The sequence below is a fragment of the Moraxella sp. K23 genome (assembly GCF_041154765.1).
Classification (GTDB): domain Bacteria; phylum Pseudomonadota; class Gammaproteobacteria; order Pseudomonadales; family Moraxellaceae; genus Faucicola; species Faucicola tetraodonis.
This window is the reverse complement of sequence record NZ_AP031595.1, coordinates 651,430-664,738: the sequence shown is the minus strand read 5'-3', so window position 1 is coordinate 664,738 and position 13,309 is coordinate 651,430. Positions and strand designations below refer to the sequence as shown.

Annotated in this window: 12 protein-coding genes; 5 read left to right on the top strand and 7 right to left on the bottom strand. The window is 44.8% G+C overall.

What is annotated here, in order from left to right; genetic code table 11:
- Nucleotides 1-20: 20 nt before the first annotated feature.
- Nucleotides 21-203 (bottom strand): hypothetical protein, encoded by a 183-nt coding sequence (locus tag ACAM37_RS02955; protein ID WP_007115891.1) that lies wholly within the window; start codon nt 201-203, stop codon nt 21-23.
- A 359-nt stretch (nt 204-562) separates the two neighbouring features.
- Between ACAM37_RS02955 and hemF the strand changes: the two genes are divergently transcribed.
- Nucleotides 563-1,558: an oxygen-dependent coproporphyrinogen oxidase gene (hemF, locus tag ACAM37_RS02950; protein ID WP_369626821.1), complete on the top strand. Its 996-nt coding sequence runs from the start codon at nt 563-565 to the stop codon at nt 1,556-1,558.
- 67 nt (nt 1,559-1,625) lie between these two features.
- Here the strand turns inward: hemF and gloA are convergent, their stop codons facing one another.
- From gloA to ACAM37_RS02935, 3 genes are all read right to left on the bottom strand, one after another.
- Nucleotides 1,626-2,120, bottom strand: coding sequence for a lactoylglutathione lyase (gene gloA, locus ACAM37_RS02945; protein ID WP_144917904.1), 495 nt, complete (start codon nt 2,118-2,120; stop codon nt 1,626-1,628).
- 230 nt (nt 2,121-2,350) lie between these two features.
- Nucleotides 2,351-2,992, bottom strand: coding sequence for a carbonic anhydrase (locus ACAM37_RS02940; RefSeq protein ID WP_159676529.1), 642 nt, complete (start codon nt 2,990-2,992; stop codon nt 2,351-2,353).
- A 119-nt stretch (nt 2,993-3,111) separates the two neighbouring features.
- Complete coding sequence (locus ACAM37_RS02935; RefSeq protein ID WP_369626520.1) at nt 3,112-4,743, bottom strand: DUF2252 domain-containing protein; 1,632 nt, start codon at nt 4,741-4,743, stop codon at nt 3,112-3,114.
- Nucleotides 4,744-5,093: 350 nt separating this feature from the next.
- Here ACAM37_RS02935 and potA point away from each other — a divergent pair, with 350 nt between their 5' ends.
- Genes potA through ACAM37_RS02915 form a run of 4 tightly spaced genes read left to right on the top strand, consistent with a single transcriptional unit; the run spans nt 5,094 to nt 9,176 of the window.
- On the top strand, nt 5,094-6,281 hold the full coding sequence (gene potA, locus ACAM37_RS02930; RefSeq protein WP_472826323.1) for a spermidine/putrescine ABC transporter ATP-binding protein PotA: 1,188 nt from the start codon (nt 5,094-5,096) through the stop codon (nt 6,279-6,281).
- Between the two features lie 55 nt (nt 6,282-6,336).
- Nucleotides 6,337-7,206 carry a spermidine/putrescine ABC transporter permease PotB gene (potB, locus tag ACAM37_RS02925; RefSeq protein ID WP_312116469.1) on the top strand — a complete coding sequence of 290 codons (870 nt, stop codon included), beginning with the start codon at nt 6,337-6,339 and terminating at the stop codon, nt 7,204-7,206.
- A gap of 10 nt (nt 7,207-7,216) precedes the next feature.
- Nucleotides 7,217-8,011: a spermidine/putrescine ABC transporter permease PotC gene (potC, locus tag ACAM37_RS02920; RefSeq protein WP_369626519.1), complete on the top strand. Its 795-nt coding sequence runs from the start codon at nt 7,217-7,219 to the stop codon at nt 8,009-8,011.
- Between the two features lie 19 nt (nt 8,012-8,030).
- Nucleotides 8,031-9,176 (top strand): ABC transporter substrate-binding protein, encoded by a 1,146-nt coding sequence (locus tag ACAM37_RS02915; protein ID WP_369626518.1) that lies wholly within the window; start codon nt 8,031-8,033, stop codon nt 9,174-9,176.
- Nucleotides 9,177-9,256: 80 nt separating this feature from the next.
- On the opposite strand, the gene gorA is transcribed toward ACAM37_RS02915, so the two are convergent.
- The 3 genes from gorA to ACAM37_RS02900 form a co-directional block, all read right to left on the bottom strand.
- Nucleotides 9,257-10,627 (bottom strand): glutathione-disulfide reductase, encoded by a 1,371-nt coding sequence (gorA, locus tag ACAM37_RS02910; RefSeq protein ID WP_369626517.1) that lies wholly within the window; start codon nt 10,625-10,627, stop codon nt 9,257-9,259.
- A 134-nt stretch (nt 10,628-10,761) separates the two neighbouring features.
- Entirely contained in the window at nt 10,762-12,000 is a 1,239-nt protein-coding gene (locus tag ACAM37_RS02905; protein ID WP_369626516.1) for a 5-methylcytosine restriction system specificity protein McrC, read from the bottom strand.
- Entirely contained in the window at nt 11,997-13,292 is a 1,296-nt protein-coding gene (locus ACAM37_RS02900) for an McrB family protein (RefSeq protein ID WP_369626515.1), read from the bottom strand. Before ACAM37_RS02900 ends, ACAM37_RS02905 begins: the two co-directional genes overlap by 4 nt.
- Nucleotides 13,293-13,309 lie beyond the last annotated feature (17 nt).

Genomic DNA, 13,309 nt, shown 5'->3' with positions numbered 1-13,309 from the left:
CAATCATGTTTTCGCCACTATTATTTTGCCGGTGACGCAGTAGCAGTCGCTGTATTTGCCGTTGCAGTTGCTGTATTATCGGGTGCAGACGCTGTTGTGGTGGTCGTTGTCGTCGTGGTGGTGGTTTCAGTTTTGGCTTCTTCTTTTTTACCACAGCCCACAAGGCTGATGACCGTCACTAATGCGATTAATAATTTATTCATAGTTTTCTCCAAAAACGGTTAATGTAATCATCCATCTGATAACTTGATAGTCCGATAACTATATGATCCCAATAACTATATCACTAAATCAATCAGTATCACTCGGCTAATCAGTTTATAAAATCTCAACTTAATTTTATCAAGACGTCATGGCATTTTATGAGTTTTCTGACCGTTTGGATAGCGGCTGTGACGATTTTTTTAAGGGTTTTATGTAAATATTTATGCGTATCATCAGTCAATACGCTAAATTTTACCCGCGCCATTGTGTGTTACAATGATTATTAAAAATCAACCATTAAAAATTAACCACTAAAATTTAATCGCTAAAAATTTTTAAAAGAACTATTGCTATGTCTATGCTGCTCTCCTCACCCAATGTTCAAGCCGTTCGCGCTTATTTACTTGATTTACAAGACCGTATTTGCCAAGCGCTAGAACACCAAGAAGCCACTGGCGGCTTTAATCTATATGCTGAAGGTGCCAGTAATGCCAAATTTGTCGCCGATGTTTGGGAAAGACCCACTGAGCAAGGCACCCATCAAAATTTGGGCGGTGGTCGCTCCAATGTACTCCAAGGTGGCAAAGTGATTGAAAAAGGCGGGGTGATGTTTAGCCACATTGTTATCAACCATCTACCAGCCACCGCCACCGCTCGCCACCCTGAACTTGCCGGTCGCCAAGCACAAGCACTCGGTGTCTCGCTGGTGATTCATCCGACCAATCCCAACGTGCCAACCAGTCATGCCAACGTGCGGATGTTTATCGCGGAAAAAGAAGGCTACGAGCCGATTTGGTGGTTTGGTGGTGGCTTTGATTTGACGCCGTTTTATCCTGTGATGGAAGACTGTGTGCATTGGCACCAAGTGTGTCATGATTTGTGCGCGCCGTTTGGGGCAGACGTTTATCCCAAGTTTAAGACTTGGTGCGATGAGTATTTTTATTTAAAGCATCGTAACGAACAACGTGGCATCGGCGGCTTGTTTTATGATGATTTGAATACGCTTAGCATGGGTTGGGATTTTGATAAATGCTTTGCCTTTATGCAGGCGGTAGGCAATGGCTATCTTGAAGGTATTATCCCAATTTTTGAGAAACGCAAGCACACGCGCTATAGCGAGTCGCAACGTAATTTTCAGTTGTATCGTCGCGGTCGCTATGTCGAATACAATCTGGTGTATGACCGCGGTACTTTGTTTGGCTTGCAATCAAACGGGCGCATTGAGTCGATTTTGGTCAGTCTGCCGCCGCTCACCGGCTGGGAATATCGTTATGAGCCTCTCGCAGGAACGCCTGAATTTGAACTCACGGAGTTTTATCTAAAACCCAGAGATTGGCTAAATCTCAAGGCTTAACAAAACACAATCTTAATAAAATACAATAAAAAAGGGCAATCACAATTGCCCTTTTTTTAATGGGCGATTAACCCATTAAGTTTGGTTGTACGATTTCTATCCAGTAGCCATCTGGATCCAAGATGAAGGCGATATCTTTCATCGCGCCTTCTTCAGGGCGTTTTTTAAAGGTGACTTGATGTTGCTCAAACCAAGCAACCGCTTCTTGCAGATTTGGCACGGCAAAACAAATATGCCCGAATCCTTGTGGTTCGCTGTTGCCACTGTGATAATGAAACTCTGCATCAGACTCAGTGCCATAATTATGGGTCAATTCTAGCACCCCTGGCTGACTAAAGGTAAATGCGGCTAAAGCGGCAGTATCGGTCGGCAAATTTGCCACCTGTTCATCGGTGAGCTTTGCCAAAAAATACAAATCAAATTCCGCTTGTGGATAGCGTTTGGTTTGTAATAGCGTCATGCCTAATACATCTTGATAAAAAGCCAAAGACACTTGCGGGTCTTTTACCCTAAGCATGGTGTGATTAAAGATAAACCCATTGGTAGCGGACAAGTTTGTCATAGTAATCCTTATTGTAATATGCCTCTAAAAGAAAAAACCTTAAAAGAAAGACGTTAACTAAACTTCATTAATAGCGACAGTTTGCCAAAAATTCAATACTGTTTAATTTTACTTAACTTTTGGGTAAAAATATAGCCCTCATTGCTAATAACATAATGGCTCATAACATTGCACTTAGGTAAGTTGCTCAATTCGCTATTTACTATTTACTATTCGCTATTCAATAATCGCTACTCAATAAATGTCACTTTACCCGTGTCCAAATCATACACCGCCCCAACAATAATTAAGCTACTATTATTAACCGCATCTTCAAGAATACGAGAGCCGTGTTTGAGCTGGGTGACTGACATACGCACGTTGGCTTTAATACCTCGATTAATCAACTCTTGCGCGTCAATGTCTTGTCCATTGGCAGTATAAATTTCATGCAAGTTGTAAACACTGGGACGAATCCGGTCAACAATCGAACGTAAATTGGGCGAAAACTGCTGATCAGGATTGATCAGTGTCTCCACACAAGCCGTCACCGCGCCGCAATGTGAATGACCCAACACCACGACTAACTTGGTACCGAATTTTTCAGCGGCAAACTCAACCGAGCCAATCTGAGAGGGCGCGACTACGTTGCCTGCTACACGAATAACGAATAAATCGCCCAACCCTTGATCAAAGACAATCTCAGCAGGGACGCGCGCATCAGAACAACCCAAAATAATCGCAAAAGGTTCATGCACATGGGTGAGCGCATTAGACGCTAGCAAGGTTGATTGGGGGTTTTGCAAATTCTCTACGAATCGTGCGTTGCCTTGTTTGAGCATCTCGAGCGCTTGCTCGGCAGTTTCTGGACGCGGTAAGTGACTGTTTGGCATTTGGTTTTCTCCTTTCACTCAGATACAATAACGAACTGTATGATGATATAAAACGCGATATTTTTTATCATTTTAAACTTTTTAAAACGCAAAATTTTTTTAAGATGGTTCTATAGCTACTATAATACCTCATCGCCTGCCACAGCAATATGCCCATCGGCTATTTGGTTCATAAATTGCGCATAATCTTGGGCATTGCGAGCCGCAGTTTGCTCGGCATACCCTTGCATGACAGAGATGATTTCACTACCATTGCCCAGATAACCCATAAGCGTATCGGCATTGCCCGCTTTGGTATGCGCATGCGCCAAGGCATGACCACAGCTTTCGATATATTCGTAAAAATGGGCAGCCGTCATGCTCTCAAGGGACGCGGAATACTTCATGTCCCGCAGCTGCCTGACATAAAAATCCATCTCAAAGTTATCGAGCGATGCATAGCCCAAGAAAATATCACTCGATGCCTGCATCAATTGTTGCCCCTCAACCACGCGTTTACCTTGATGGCTAAATTGTTTTGCCAGTAAGGGTGTCAAGATAGACGCTTTGGCTTGCTTCATTTGCAATATCAGCGGCTCATGGTCGGCATCTTGGAATAATGCCACCGCACACACGGTACCGACACTCCCCACCCCAACTACTTTGAGCGCCACATCGGTAAAATCGTACCGGTCAAACAACACCTGTCTATCTGACTTTAGGGTATCTCGATAAGCGTCAAAAAAAGCGTGACTACCGCCAAAAAATGGCTGTCCTCGGCGTGGTGGCCGTTGCAACTCACCATCCGTTTTAAACGCGCGTAACCCTGTGACAGTATCACGCTCAGTCAATTTTGGCAGCATTTTTACCGCATCATTTTTTTTGGCTTTTTCAAAATCGGCATGACGGCGTTTACGAACAGTCACGTCTTCGGTATTTGCCAATATTTTATGGGCGTCGATTTTTTCATACCACACTTGTAGCGGTGACAAGCTACAATGCGCTTCTAATCCATCAAGGTAACTGGTCAGCAGTTTTTCTATCGCCTTATAGCCCACCGATTCTACATACTTAAAACTTTGACTGGCGATTAAAATACTGGCGACCAGTCGCTGCAAATCCCATTCAAATGGTGCAACGATGGTTTCATCAAAATCATTGATGCCAAATAATAAATTGCGTTCAGGACTGGCATAACCACCAAAATTACTGACATGACAATCGCCGCAAATCTGCTGAAATAACCCAGAATGTTGCCCCTGCCATGCTTGGTCAAATAGCATCAAAGCGGGCATGCCACGAAAAAAAGTAAACGGTGATACACTCATACGCTTGGCTCGTATGGGTAATAACGCTGCCAACCGACCTTGATTCGACCAATGATAAAGACTGAGCGCGTCGATGGCAGTCGGACGTTGGCTGATGGCAGCCAAGGTTTTTAATGGGTACGCCTTACGCTGCTGTTTGCCAAGTGCAATACTATCTGCTTGGGTTAGTAGTTTGCCTTGGTAGCGATGGCGCGTCAAATCCACACACTGAGCATGCTGTAAGGATTTTGGTAAAGCAATAGCGATGGGCAGCGCGGCTGTTGCGTGTGTTGCTGTTTTTTTGGTGGCTGTTTCTTTAGCGGCTGGTTTTTTTGCGGGTATTTTGTTAGCCGTGGTTTGAGAAGCCGTATTGTTTGCGCCTGTTTGAGTGGTTGTTGTTTGGGCATTTGTTGTTTGAGTGGCTGTTTGAGTCGTTGGGTCTTGAGGCTTTTTTCTGCTAGGCATATATTGTCTCTTAAATGTTCAATCGGTCACTGGCTAAATTATCATCACATAAAAGTCGTTCAAGCTTGCTATTTTAATGACTTTGGTAAAAAGTTACGTTGCTTATTTGTGCCAAATCAACCCCTTATTATCGACTAAAATTAGCCACTAAAATTTTATGAATAGCAGGTGAATTTTCAGTAACATTTTTTAATTTTAGCCGTTATACTGAACGCAACTTTTAACTGTATTTTCACAGGTGAAACTATCGAAAAACTCTGTATTTATGTTGTCATGCTGATTGCGCTTTGACCCTATCATAAATATGCCATTTTAGCCCGCTATTTTAGCCTTGCCGTGAGATTGTGCCTATGTCTGCATCAACGTCCGCATCAACGCCACAAACCACCCTAAACGCACCATCAGCTATGCCTGATAGCGCCCAGCCGACCAACCAAAAACCTGTACTACTACAAATCCGTCATTTATCCAAATCTTATGGCGACACCCAAATTTTGCAAAATATCAATCTAGATATTTATGACGGGGAGTTTTTGACGCTGCTGGGTCCTTCTGGCTGTGGCAAAACTACCCTACTACGCTTGATTGGCGGGTTTGAGCTGCCCAATGCCGGTAGTTTGCAGTTAGAAGGGGTTGATATTGCAGGCTTACCTGCGGAAAAACGTCCGATTAATACGGTGTTTCAGCAGTATGCCCTGTTTCCGCACATGAACGTGTACGACAATATCGCCTATGGACTAAAACTTAAAGGCGTGCCCAAAACCGAAATCGACCAGCGCGTGCGTGAAGCGCTGGCAATGGTACAACTTGACCATACCATCAATCGTCGTCCGCAAGATTTGTCGGGAGGTCAGCAGCAGCGTATCGCTATCGCCCGTGCTGTGGTCAATCGCCCAAAAATGCTGCTACTTGATGAACCTCTATCAGCGCTCGATGCCAAACTACGTGAGCAAATGCAATCAGAACTCAAACGCTTGCAGCGTGAACTGGGTATTACCTTTGTGTTCGTGACCCACGACCAACAAGAAGCCTTGTCGATGTCTGACCGGATTGCCGTCATGAAAAACGGCGTATTCCAGCAAATTGATACGCCCATTGGTATCTATGAATCGCCTGCCAATTTATTTACCGCAAGCTTTATTGGCGAGACCAATTTGTTTAAAGGTAAAGTACTAGAGGTCAACCCAGCCAGCATCAAAGTGGAAGTGGTCGAGCAAAATGACAGCTTTCATCCGATTCGCGAATTGCCCCGTCCAAAATTTGACGTGCAAGTCGGTCAAAATGTCAACTTACTGCTGCGCCCTGAAGATATCCGCGTGTACTACACCCATGAAGGTCATGAAGGCTTAATCGGCAACGTGATAGACAGTGCTTATAAAGGCAGTACCCTAGATTCTGTGATTCGATTAAAAAACGGTAATATCGTCAAAACGTCCGAGTATTTTAACGAAGACGATCCAAATTTTAACTATAAGCTGGGTCAAGAAGTGCGTATTGACTGGGTCGATGGTTGGGAGTGGATTTTGCCAGATGAATAATACTACTTCACCTTCGACCTCTAGCGTTTCGGCTGCTAGCGCGCCTGCCCCTGTTATGACAAAACAAGGCGGGCGCGGCTTTCAGCGTGCGACCCTGTTTGTGATTTGGGCATGGTTGATTATTTTTGCCCTGATTCCCAATATCTTGGTGATTGCCGCCAGTTTTTTGACACGTGATGAAGATAAGTTTTTAACACTGCCGGTCACCATGGGCAACTATATTCGATTGATTGATCCGCTTTATTTAAAAGTATTTTTGCATTCGCTGTCGATGGCAGGGATGACAACGATTATCTGTTTGCTGCTCGGTTATCCATTTGCCTACCTGGTCAGTAAAGCCGATAAAAAATGGCAGTCATTATTGATGTTAATGCTAGTGATTCCGTTTTGGACCAACTCATTGGTGCGGCTGTATGCGGTGAAACTCATTATGGCGGCCAATGGTCTACTCAGCACCATGCTGATTAACCTTGGGCTTATCAACGAGCCACTGCAAATTTTATATACCCAAAAAGCAGTGATTGGCGGCTTGGTGTATTTGCTGTTTCCGTTTATGGTACTGCCCCTGTATGCGGTATTTGTGGATTTGCGTGACGATTATATTTTGGCATCCAAAGATTTGGGCGCTAACAAGCTACAAACCTTTTGGCACGTGATTTTGCCGCTCACTACGCCAGGGATTATTTCAGGGGTATTGCTGGTACTGTTGCCTGCCATGGGCATGTTTTATGTGGCGGATATCTTGGGCGGTTCGCGCAACTTGTTGGTGGGTAATATCATCAAATCGCAGTTTTTGGATGCCCGTGACTGGCCATTTGGTGCCGCGGCGTCCGTACTATTGACGCTTGCCATGGCATTGCTGATTATCGCGTATCGAGCCAGTAGCAAACGCATTGGCAAAACTGACTACAACGAAGTGGCATAAGGGGGACGCTATGTCTAATACTATGAAATGGCTGTCTCGCCTGTATTTGACCATCGTATATCTGCTGATGTTCTCGCCGATTGCGGTGATGGTAATCTTCTCGTTTAATGCCTCAAAAGTCGGCTATCAATGGGGCGGTTTTAGTACCCATTGGTACAGCGAGTTATTTAGTAATGACGCGATGGTACAAGCTGCCATCAATTCGGTCATATTGGCGGTAGTGGCTGCGACGATTTCTACTGCGATTGGCGGTTTGACGGCGTTAGCGTTACAGCGTTATGACTTTAAAGGTAAATCGATACTACAAAGCTTGCTATTTGTGCTGATGATGTCGCCTGAGATTGTCTTGGCGATTTCGCTATTGGCGTTATTTTTGATTGTGGGGATACAGCTGGGTTTTGTGACGTTGCTAATTGCGCACATTACCTTTTGTCTGCCCTTTGTGGTGATTACGGTGACTGCACGTCTATCTAGCCTCGACACCCGCGTATTGGAAGCGGCGCGTGATTTGGGTGCCAATGAATTTACCATGATTCGTACCGTGCTTGTACCGATTATTTTGCCTGCGATTTTGGCGGGCTGGGTGCTTGCCTTTACCCTATCACTTGATGATGTGGTGGTATCGACGTTCAATACAGGACCTGAGTTTGAGATTTTACCCTTACAGATTTACTCGATGGTGCGTGTTGGGGTAAAACCTGAAGTCAACGCCGTTGGCACAATCTTGCTCGTAATCTCGCTGCTGGGTCTGATTATCTCGCAGTTATTACTTGCCAAAAAGTCGATAAATCTACCATCGACCTAAAAACGTTAAGGAGACTTATATGATATCTCGGATGCTCAATAGAAGACGTTTTTTAGGATATGGTTTATATGGTTTAGGTGTTGGCGGTGCCGTTTTAACGGGGGGGCTGGCAAGTAATTTAACGGGTTGTCAAAAAGCGAGCGAAACCGCCACTAGCGCTGCCGCGCCTACTGCCAATCAAGGTAGCAAGGTCGTCAATGTCTATAACTGGACGGAATATATCTCTGACCAAGTGCTTAAAGATTTTACCGCAGAGACAGGTATCGACGTTATTTATAGCACCTTTGATTCTAACGAAGCCATGTATGCCAAGCTCAAACTGATGAATGGCAGTGGTGAGTATGATGTGGCATTTCCGGGTACGGATTTTGTCGACAAAATGCGTAAAGAAGGGATGCTTGAGCTGCTCGACCATACCAAATTAACCAATTTTGGCAACCTGGGCAAAACCTTTATCAATGCCCCTTTTGACCCTGAAAACAAGTTTAGTATCCCCTATCTGTGGGGCTCATCAGGCATTGCCGTCAATACCAAACGCATTGCTAAAGCAAGCTTGAGCAGCTGGAATGACTTATGGAAGCCAGAGTACAAGGGGCGCGTCATGCTAATGAATGACATCCGTGACGTGTTCACCATGAGTCTATTGACCCTTGGCTATAACGGCAGCACCAAAAACCCTGAAGCCATCAAACAAGCGTATGAAAAACTCACCAAGCTGATGCCCAATGTGCGTACCTTTAATTCAGATGCACCACGCATGCCGTTTATGGAAGGGGAAACTTACTTGGGCTTGGCTTGGAACGGTGAAGTCATCATGGCGCAAGACCAAGGGATGCCAGAGCTGGACTTTGTGTATCCAAAAGAAGGCGCTATTATGTGGATGGATAACATGGTCATCCCCAAAAATGCCAAAAACAACGACAACGCCCATAAGTTTATCGATTTTATCTTGCGACCCAAATACGCTGCCATGATTAGCGAAGAAATCGGCTACGGCTCGCCCAATGAGGCGGCGAAAAAAGAAATGCCGCCTGAGCTTGCCAATAATCCGATTGTGTATCCGCCAGCTGATTTGCTAAAACATGCCATGTTCCGTGAAGACGTAGGCGATGAGATAATGGCGCTATATCAGCAGTATTGGGATAGGCTCAAAGTGGATATGTGATTTTTCAATAAGCGGTCATTAAAAAACTATAAAAAAAGCGGGCTTATGATTAAGTCCGCTTTTTTATCCTAAAAATTCGCTTAGCGCATGGTGACAAACTCTTCTGAGCCAGTCGGATGAATCGCCACCGTGTCATCAAAGTCACGTTTGGTTGCGCCCATTTTGATAGCAACAGCAAAACCTTGAATCATCTCATCGACGCCAAAACCTACGCCATGCAAGCCCACCACTTTTTCCTCCTCACCCACACAAATCAGCTTCATGTGGCACGGCTCACGGTGCTTGGTCACTGCACTATACATCGGGGTAAAACTGGATTTATAGACTTTAACCGCATTGATGCCATAGCCTTTGACCGCCTCTTCTTCACTCAGCCCTATAGTACCAATCGGTGGGTGGCTAAAAATCACGCTCGGCACTAGATTATAGTCCAAATGCTCATTGGGTTTGTTGTTAAACAAGCGCTCAGATAGTCTGCGACCTGCTGCCACAGCCACTGGGGTCAATTGAATACCATGTTCGATGATGTCGCCCACCGCATAAATCCCTTCGACATTGGTATTTTGATAGGCATCGACTTTAACAAAGCCTTGCTCATTGACTTCAACGCCTGCTTTATCAAGATTGATGGTATCGGTTGCAGGTTCGCGACCCGTTGCCCAAATCAAACAATCCACCGTCAAGGTCTCATTGTTTGACAATTCAATGCTCAATGAGCCATCCTGGTTTTTGCGTATTTGTTGTGGCAACAGTCCATAATGAAATTCAATGCCATCATCGTGCATGATATGGGTGAGCGTGGTGACAATGTCGGCATCGAAGTTTTTAAGCACCCGCTTGCTACGCACAATCAGATGGGTCTTTGAGCCCAATGCATTCATCACGCCTGCAATCTCGACACCGATATAACCTGACCCCACAATCGCTACCCGCTGTGGTAATTCGGTCAAGTCAAAAAAACCATCCGAGTCAATACCCAACTCTACCCCTTCAATCGCTGGGCGAACAGGTCGCCCCCCCATCGCTAGTAAAATATGGTCAGCGGTAATGGTCTCTATTGTGCCGTCATTTTTATACACCTCAACGGTATGTTTATCGGCAAATTTGGCAAAACCATGAATCACATCGACTTGGTTATTTTTGAGACCATTGTTGTACGACTGATGAATACGGCTGATGTAAGCTTGGCGACTTTGTACCAATTTGGCAAAGTCAAATTGTTTAACCTCCAATTCAAAGCCATAGTCAGGCGCATAATGATGGATCGCCGCTGCAATATTGGCGCCATACCACATCACTTTTTTGGGCACACAGCCAACATTGACGCAAGTACCGCCTAGCTGTTTGGCTTCAATCAAGGCACATTTTTTACCATAGCTGGCAGCACGGTTGATGGATGCAATCCCCCCTGACCCACCACCAATCGCGATATAATCATAATGTTTGCTCATAATTCTTCCTGTTTTTTGGTCATTTTCAAAGTTATATGTGGTTATTTTACCAAGTTTTGGTAGCAAGAAAAGTTGTTAATTCTCACCTTTCTCATTGATAAAATAAAACAAATTATCTTTTTCTTTGAATAATTCTAAAGAAAAAGGTTTAAACACCCTTGCGTCACCGCAAAAGGTATCAGATAAAATCGGGTTTTTTTGGGTTGGCAAAATTCAATCTGCTGTGCCATCAATTGCGCGCTTAGTGTTGGGACAACCAGCCAAGCTTCGTCGGCATCAAACTCACTGGCGTAGGTAAGTAGTTGGTACATGTCTGCCAAGCTTATGTCGTTGGAACTAGCAGTTTTTTTCCATTTTACATCGGCGATAATGAGTTTATCGGCAGACTTTAGCCAAATATCCGGTTTGATGGTTAACCCTTGCTGCACGGTCAATGGCTGTCTTTTTTGCTCAACTAGCTCAAAATTCTGCGCGGCAAATTGTTGTTGGATTTTCCTGCCCACCCATTTTTCAAAGGCAAATGGCATATTCACCAGCCAAGTTGGGGTCAAAAACTGCCCTTGGCTACTCGCTTGTTGTAGCGTCAGCAGCGCATAACAAAAGCTGATAAAAGTATAATTACGCTGGGCAAGCAGACTGGGCAACGCGGTCAATTCTTGCAGCGCTTGAGAAAATAAGGTGTCGTATAAGTCTTTGGCAACGCTACCCACTGCCTGCCACTGCGGCGGTAATGGGCTCGACAATGGGCTGCTAGCCATGCTGCCTATCACCCGCTCGATGGTGGTTTTCACCAAGCGATTGCCAGCGGTATCCATCACAAAATTTTCACTCTGATGATAAAACTTATGTGGCTGGTGGCAGTTATGCTGCAATTGCTCTTTGATGAGTAATTTACCCTGCAGATAGGGCTGATTTTGCTCAAATTGCTGATATTGCTGATTGGGCACATACTGCGCAAATCCCTGCCAAAAATACGCTTGCAGCCACTCGCTAAGCGATAGTGAATGATTGATTGGTGGAGGATTGGGGGCTAGAGGATTAATGAGTCGTTGATTGGTTAGATTAGGTAACGACTTGGGCAATAAGGCTTGCCACACTGCTGTCAGCATCTGTTGCACCCATTGACGGGTTTGGGTAACTTCATGGGCATGGGTGATTTGGGCTTGTGCAAGTTTTGGCAAAATCTCAACCTGCCCGCCACTGGGCAACCCAATCACACCGATATAGTGGCGCACTTTGAGTTGCCACCGCTGCTGTTTACGCTCAATGCGAAACACGTCAAAATTTTGCTCGATAAGCCAGTCAAAATCTTGCCCATCGTCAAAATCTGCCGCTGTCAGGTAACTATGTTCAAACGTGATGATGGCTTTCATTGGGTGCTTTGATAGATTGCAAGATAGCTATTTGGCTCATCAAGCGCCTGGGTATGGATGTCAAAACCCGCTTTCTGCGCCATAAATCCAGTTGCTTTTCTGTTATCAACCAGCCTAATAAAGCGTTGCCCAAAGATTGCTTGCAAGATTTGTCCATGGTGCTGGCAGGCTTGTGCCACTTGTGGGATGATGGATTGGCTAAACGCAGCGCTTAACGCTTGCAGCGAATCAATACCCCACAAAAAACTATGCCCTAACTGGCTGTCTTTTGCCAAATTCTGCGAGATTCTTTCATTCAATACGGTCAACAATTTGGCTAAATCAATCTCAATCCCATTTGCCATGACTTTACCCAATAACTGTGGCTGTGGTCGACATTCAATAAATTCAAAACGGCGGCGAAATGCCATATCGAGCGGCGCCAATGAATGATCTTGGCTGTTCATGGTGGCGTAGATATCGACATTGCTAGGCACACTAAACGGCTGACGCGAATACGCCAAATTTACCGACAGGCTATCTGTCTGTCCTGCGCGTTTACTCGGTTCAATCAAACTCATCAATTCCCCAAACACGCGGGCGACATTGGCGCGGTTGATTTCATCAATCAACATGGCATAACGGTGACTAGGGTCATGTTTGGCTTGTTGACACAGTCTAAGAAATGCCCCTGACTCAATGCGATAGCTCATCTGTCCATTGTCCGCGATGTGGGGACGAATCCCTTCGACAAATTCTTCATACCCATACGCTTGATGAAAACTGACAAAACTAAATCGTTCTAGCTTTGGCTGCAAATAGTTGGGCTGAAACTGGCTGTGCATCGCCGCTTGGTAATCATCGAGTTTGTTTTGCAAATCTGCTAATAACGGCAAACTGTCTGCTAATAAAAACCAATTACTGCTATCGTCTTTATCAAAATACGATTGGCTAGCCCTTCGATGATATTTGACACGGACTGAGTTCTTATCACTGTACATCATCAATGTGCCCCAAGCCGTTTGATTCAAATTTTCTTTACGGTCATTTAATTGCGCCTTCATCCTAAAAAATTGATGATCGATTATTTCTGGCACTTTAAGCAGTTTTCTACCTTGTTGATAATTATTTAGGAATATCAAACAAATTACATCTCGCCAGCTTAGTGGCTTAAGCAAAGCTTGTAGCAAATCATCGGCATTGGCGACTGGCAATAGCTCGGTATAGCGTTTGGCGATTTGTTGCAGTCGGTGGGTCTTGCCTGTCCCTGCTACGCCCGTATAGATAATATTTTTTGCTGGCTCACGAATCATGGTTACCTTTGTTACCT

What these genes read in the sequence shown, in the direction of transcription:
- ACAM37_RS02935 (WP_369626520.1), bottom strand. Translation starts at nt 4,743, where the DNA reads ATGCCTAGCAGAAAAAAGCCTCAAGACCCAACGACTCAAACAGCCACT.
- potA (WP_472826323.1), top strand. Translation starts at nt 5,094, where the DNA reads ATGTCTGCATCAACGTCCGCATCAACGCCACAAACCACCCTAAACGCA.
- ACAM37_RS02915 (WP_369626518.1), top strand. Translation starts at nt 8,031, where the DNA reads ATGATATCTCGGATGCTCAATAGAAGACGTTTTTTAGGATATGGTTTA.
- potB (WP_312116469.1), top strand. Translation starts at nt 6,337, where the DNA reads ATGACAAAACAAGGCGGGCGCGGCTTTCAGCGTGCGACCCTGTTTGTG.
- ACAM37_RS02955 (WP_007115891.1), bottom strand. Translation starts at nt 203, where the DNA reads ATGAATAAATTATTAATCGCATTAGTGACGGTCATCAGCCTTGTGGGC.
- potC (WP_369626519.1), top strand. Translation starts at nt 7,217, where the DNA reads ATGTCTAATACTATGAAATGGCTGTCTCGCCTGTATTTGACCATCGTA.
- gloA (WP_144917904.1), bottom strand. Translation starts at nt 2,120, where the DNA reads ATGACAAACTTGTCCGCTACCAATGGGTTTATCTTTAATCACACCATG.
- gorA (WP_369626517.1), bottom strand. Translation starts at nt 10,627, where the DNA reads ATGAGCAAACATTATGATTATATCGCGATTGGTGGTGGGTCAGGGGGG.
- hemF (WP_369626821.1), top strand. Translation starts at nt 563, where the DNA reads ATGCTGCTCTCCTCACCCAATGTTCAAGCCGTTCGCGCTTATTTACTT.
- ACAM37_RS02905 (WP_369626516.1), bottom strand. Translation starts at nt 12,000, where the DNA reads ATGAAAGCCATCATCACGTTTGAACATAGTTACCTGACAGCGGCAGAT.
- ACAM37_RS02900 (WP_369626515.1), bottom strand. Translation starts at nt 13,292, where the DNA reads ATGATTCGTGAGCCAGCAAAAAATATTATCTATACGGGCGTAGCAGGG.
- ACAM37_RS02940 (WP_159676529.1), bottom strand. Translation starts at nt 2,992, where the DNA reads ATGCCAAACAGTCACTTACCGCGTCCAGAAACTGCCGAGCAAGCGCTC.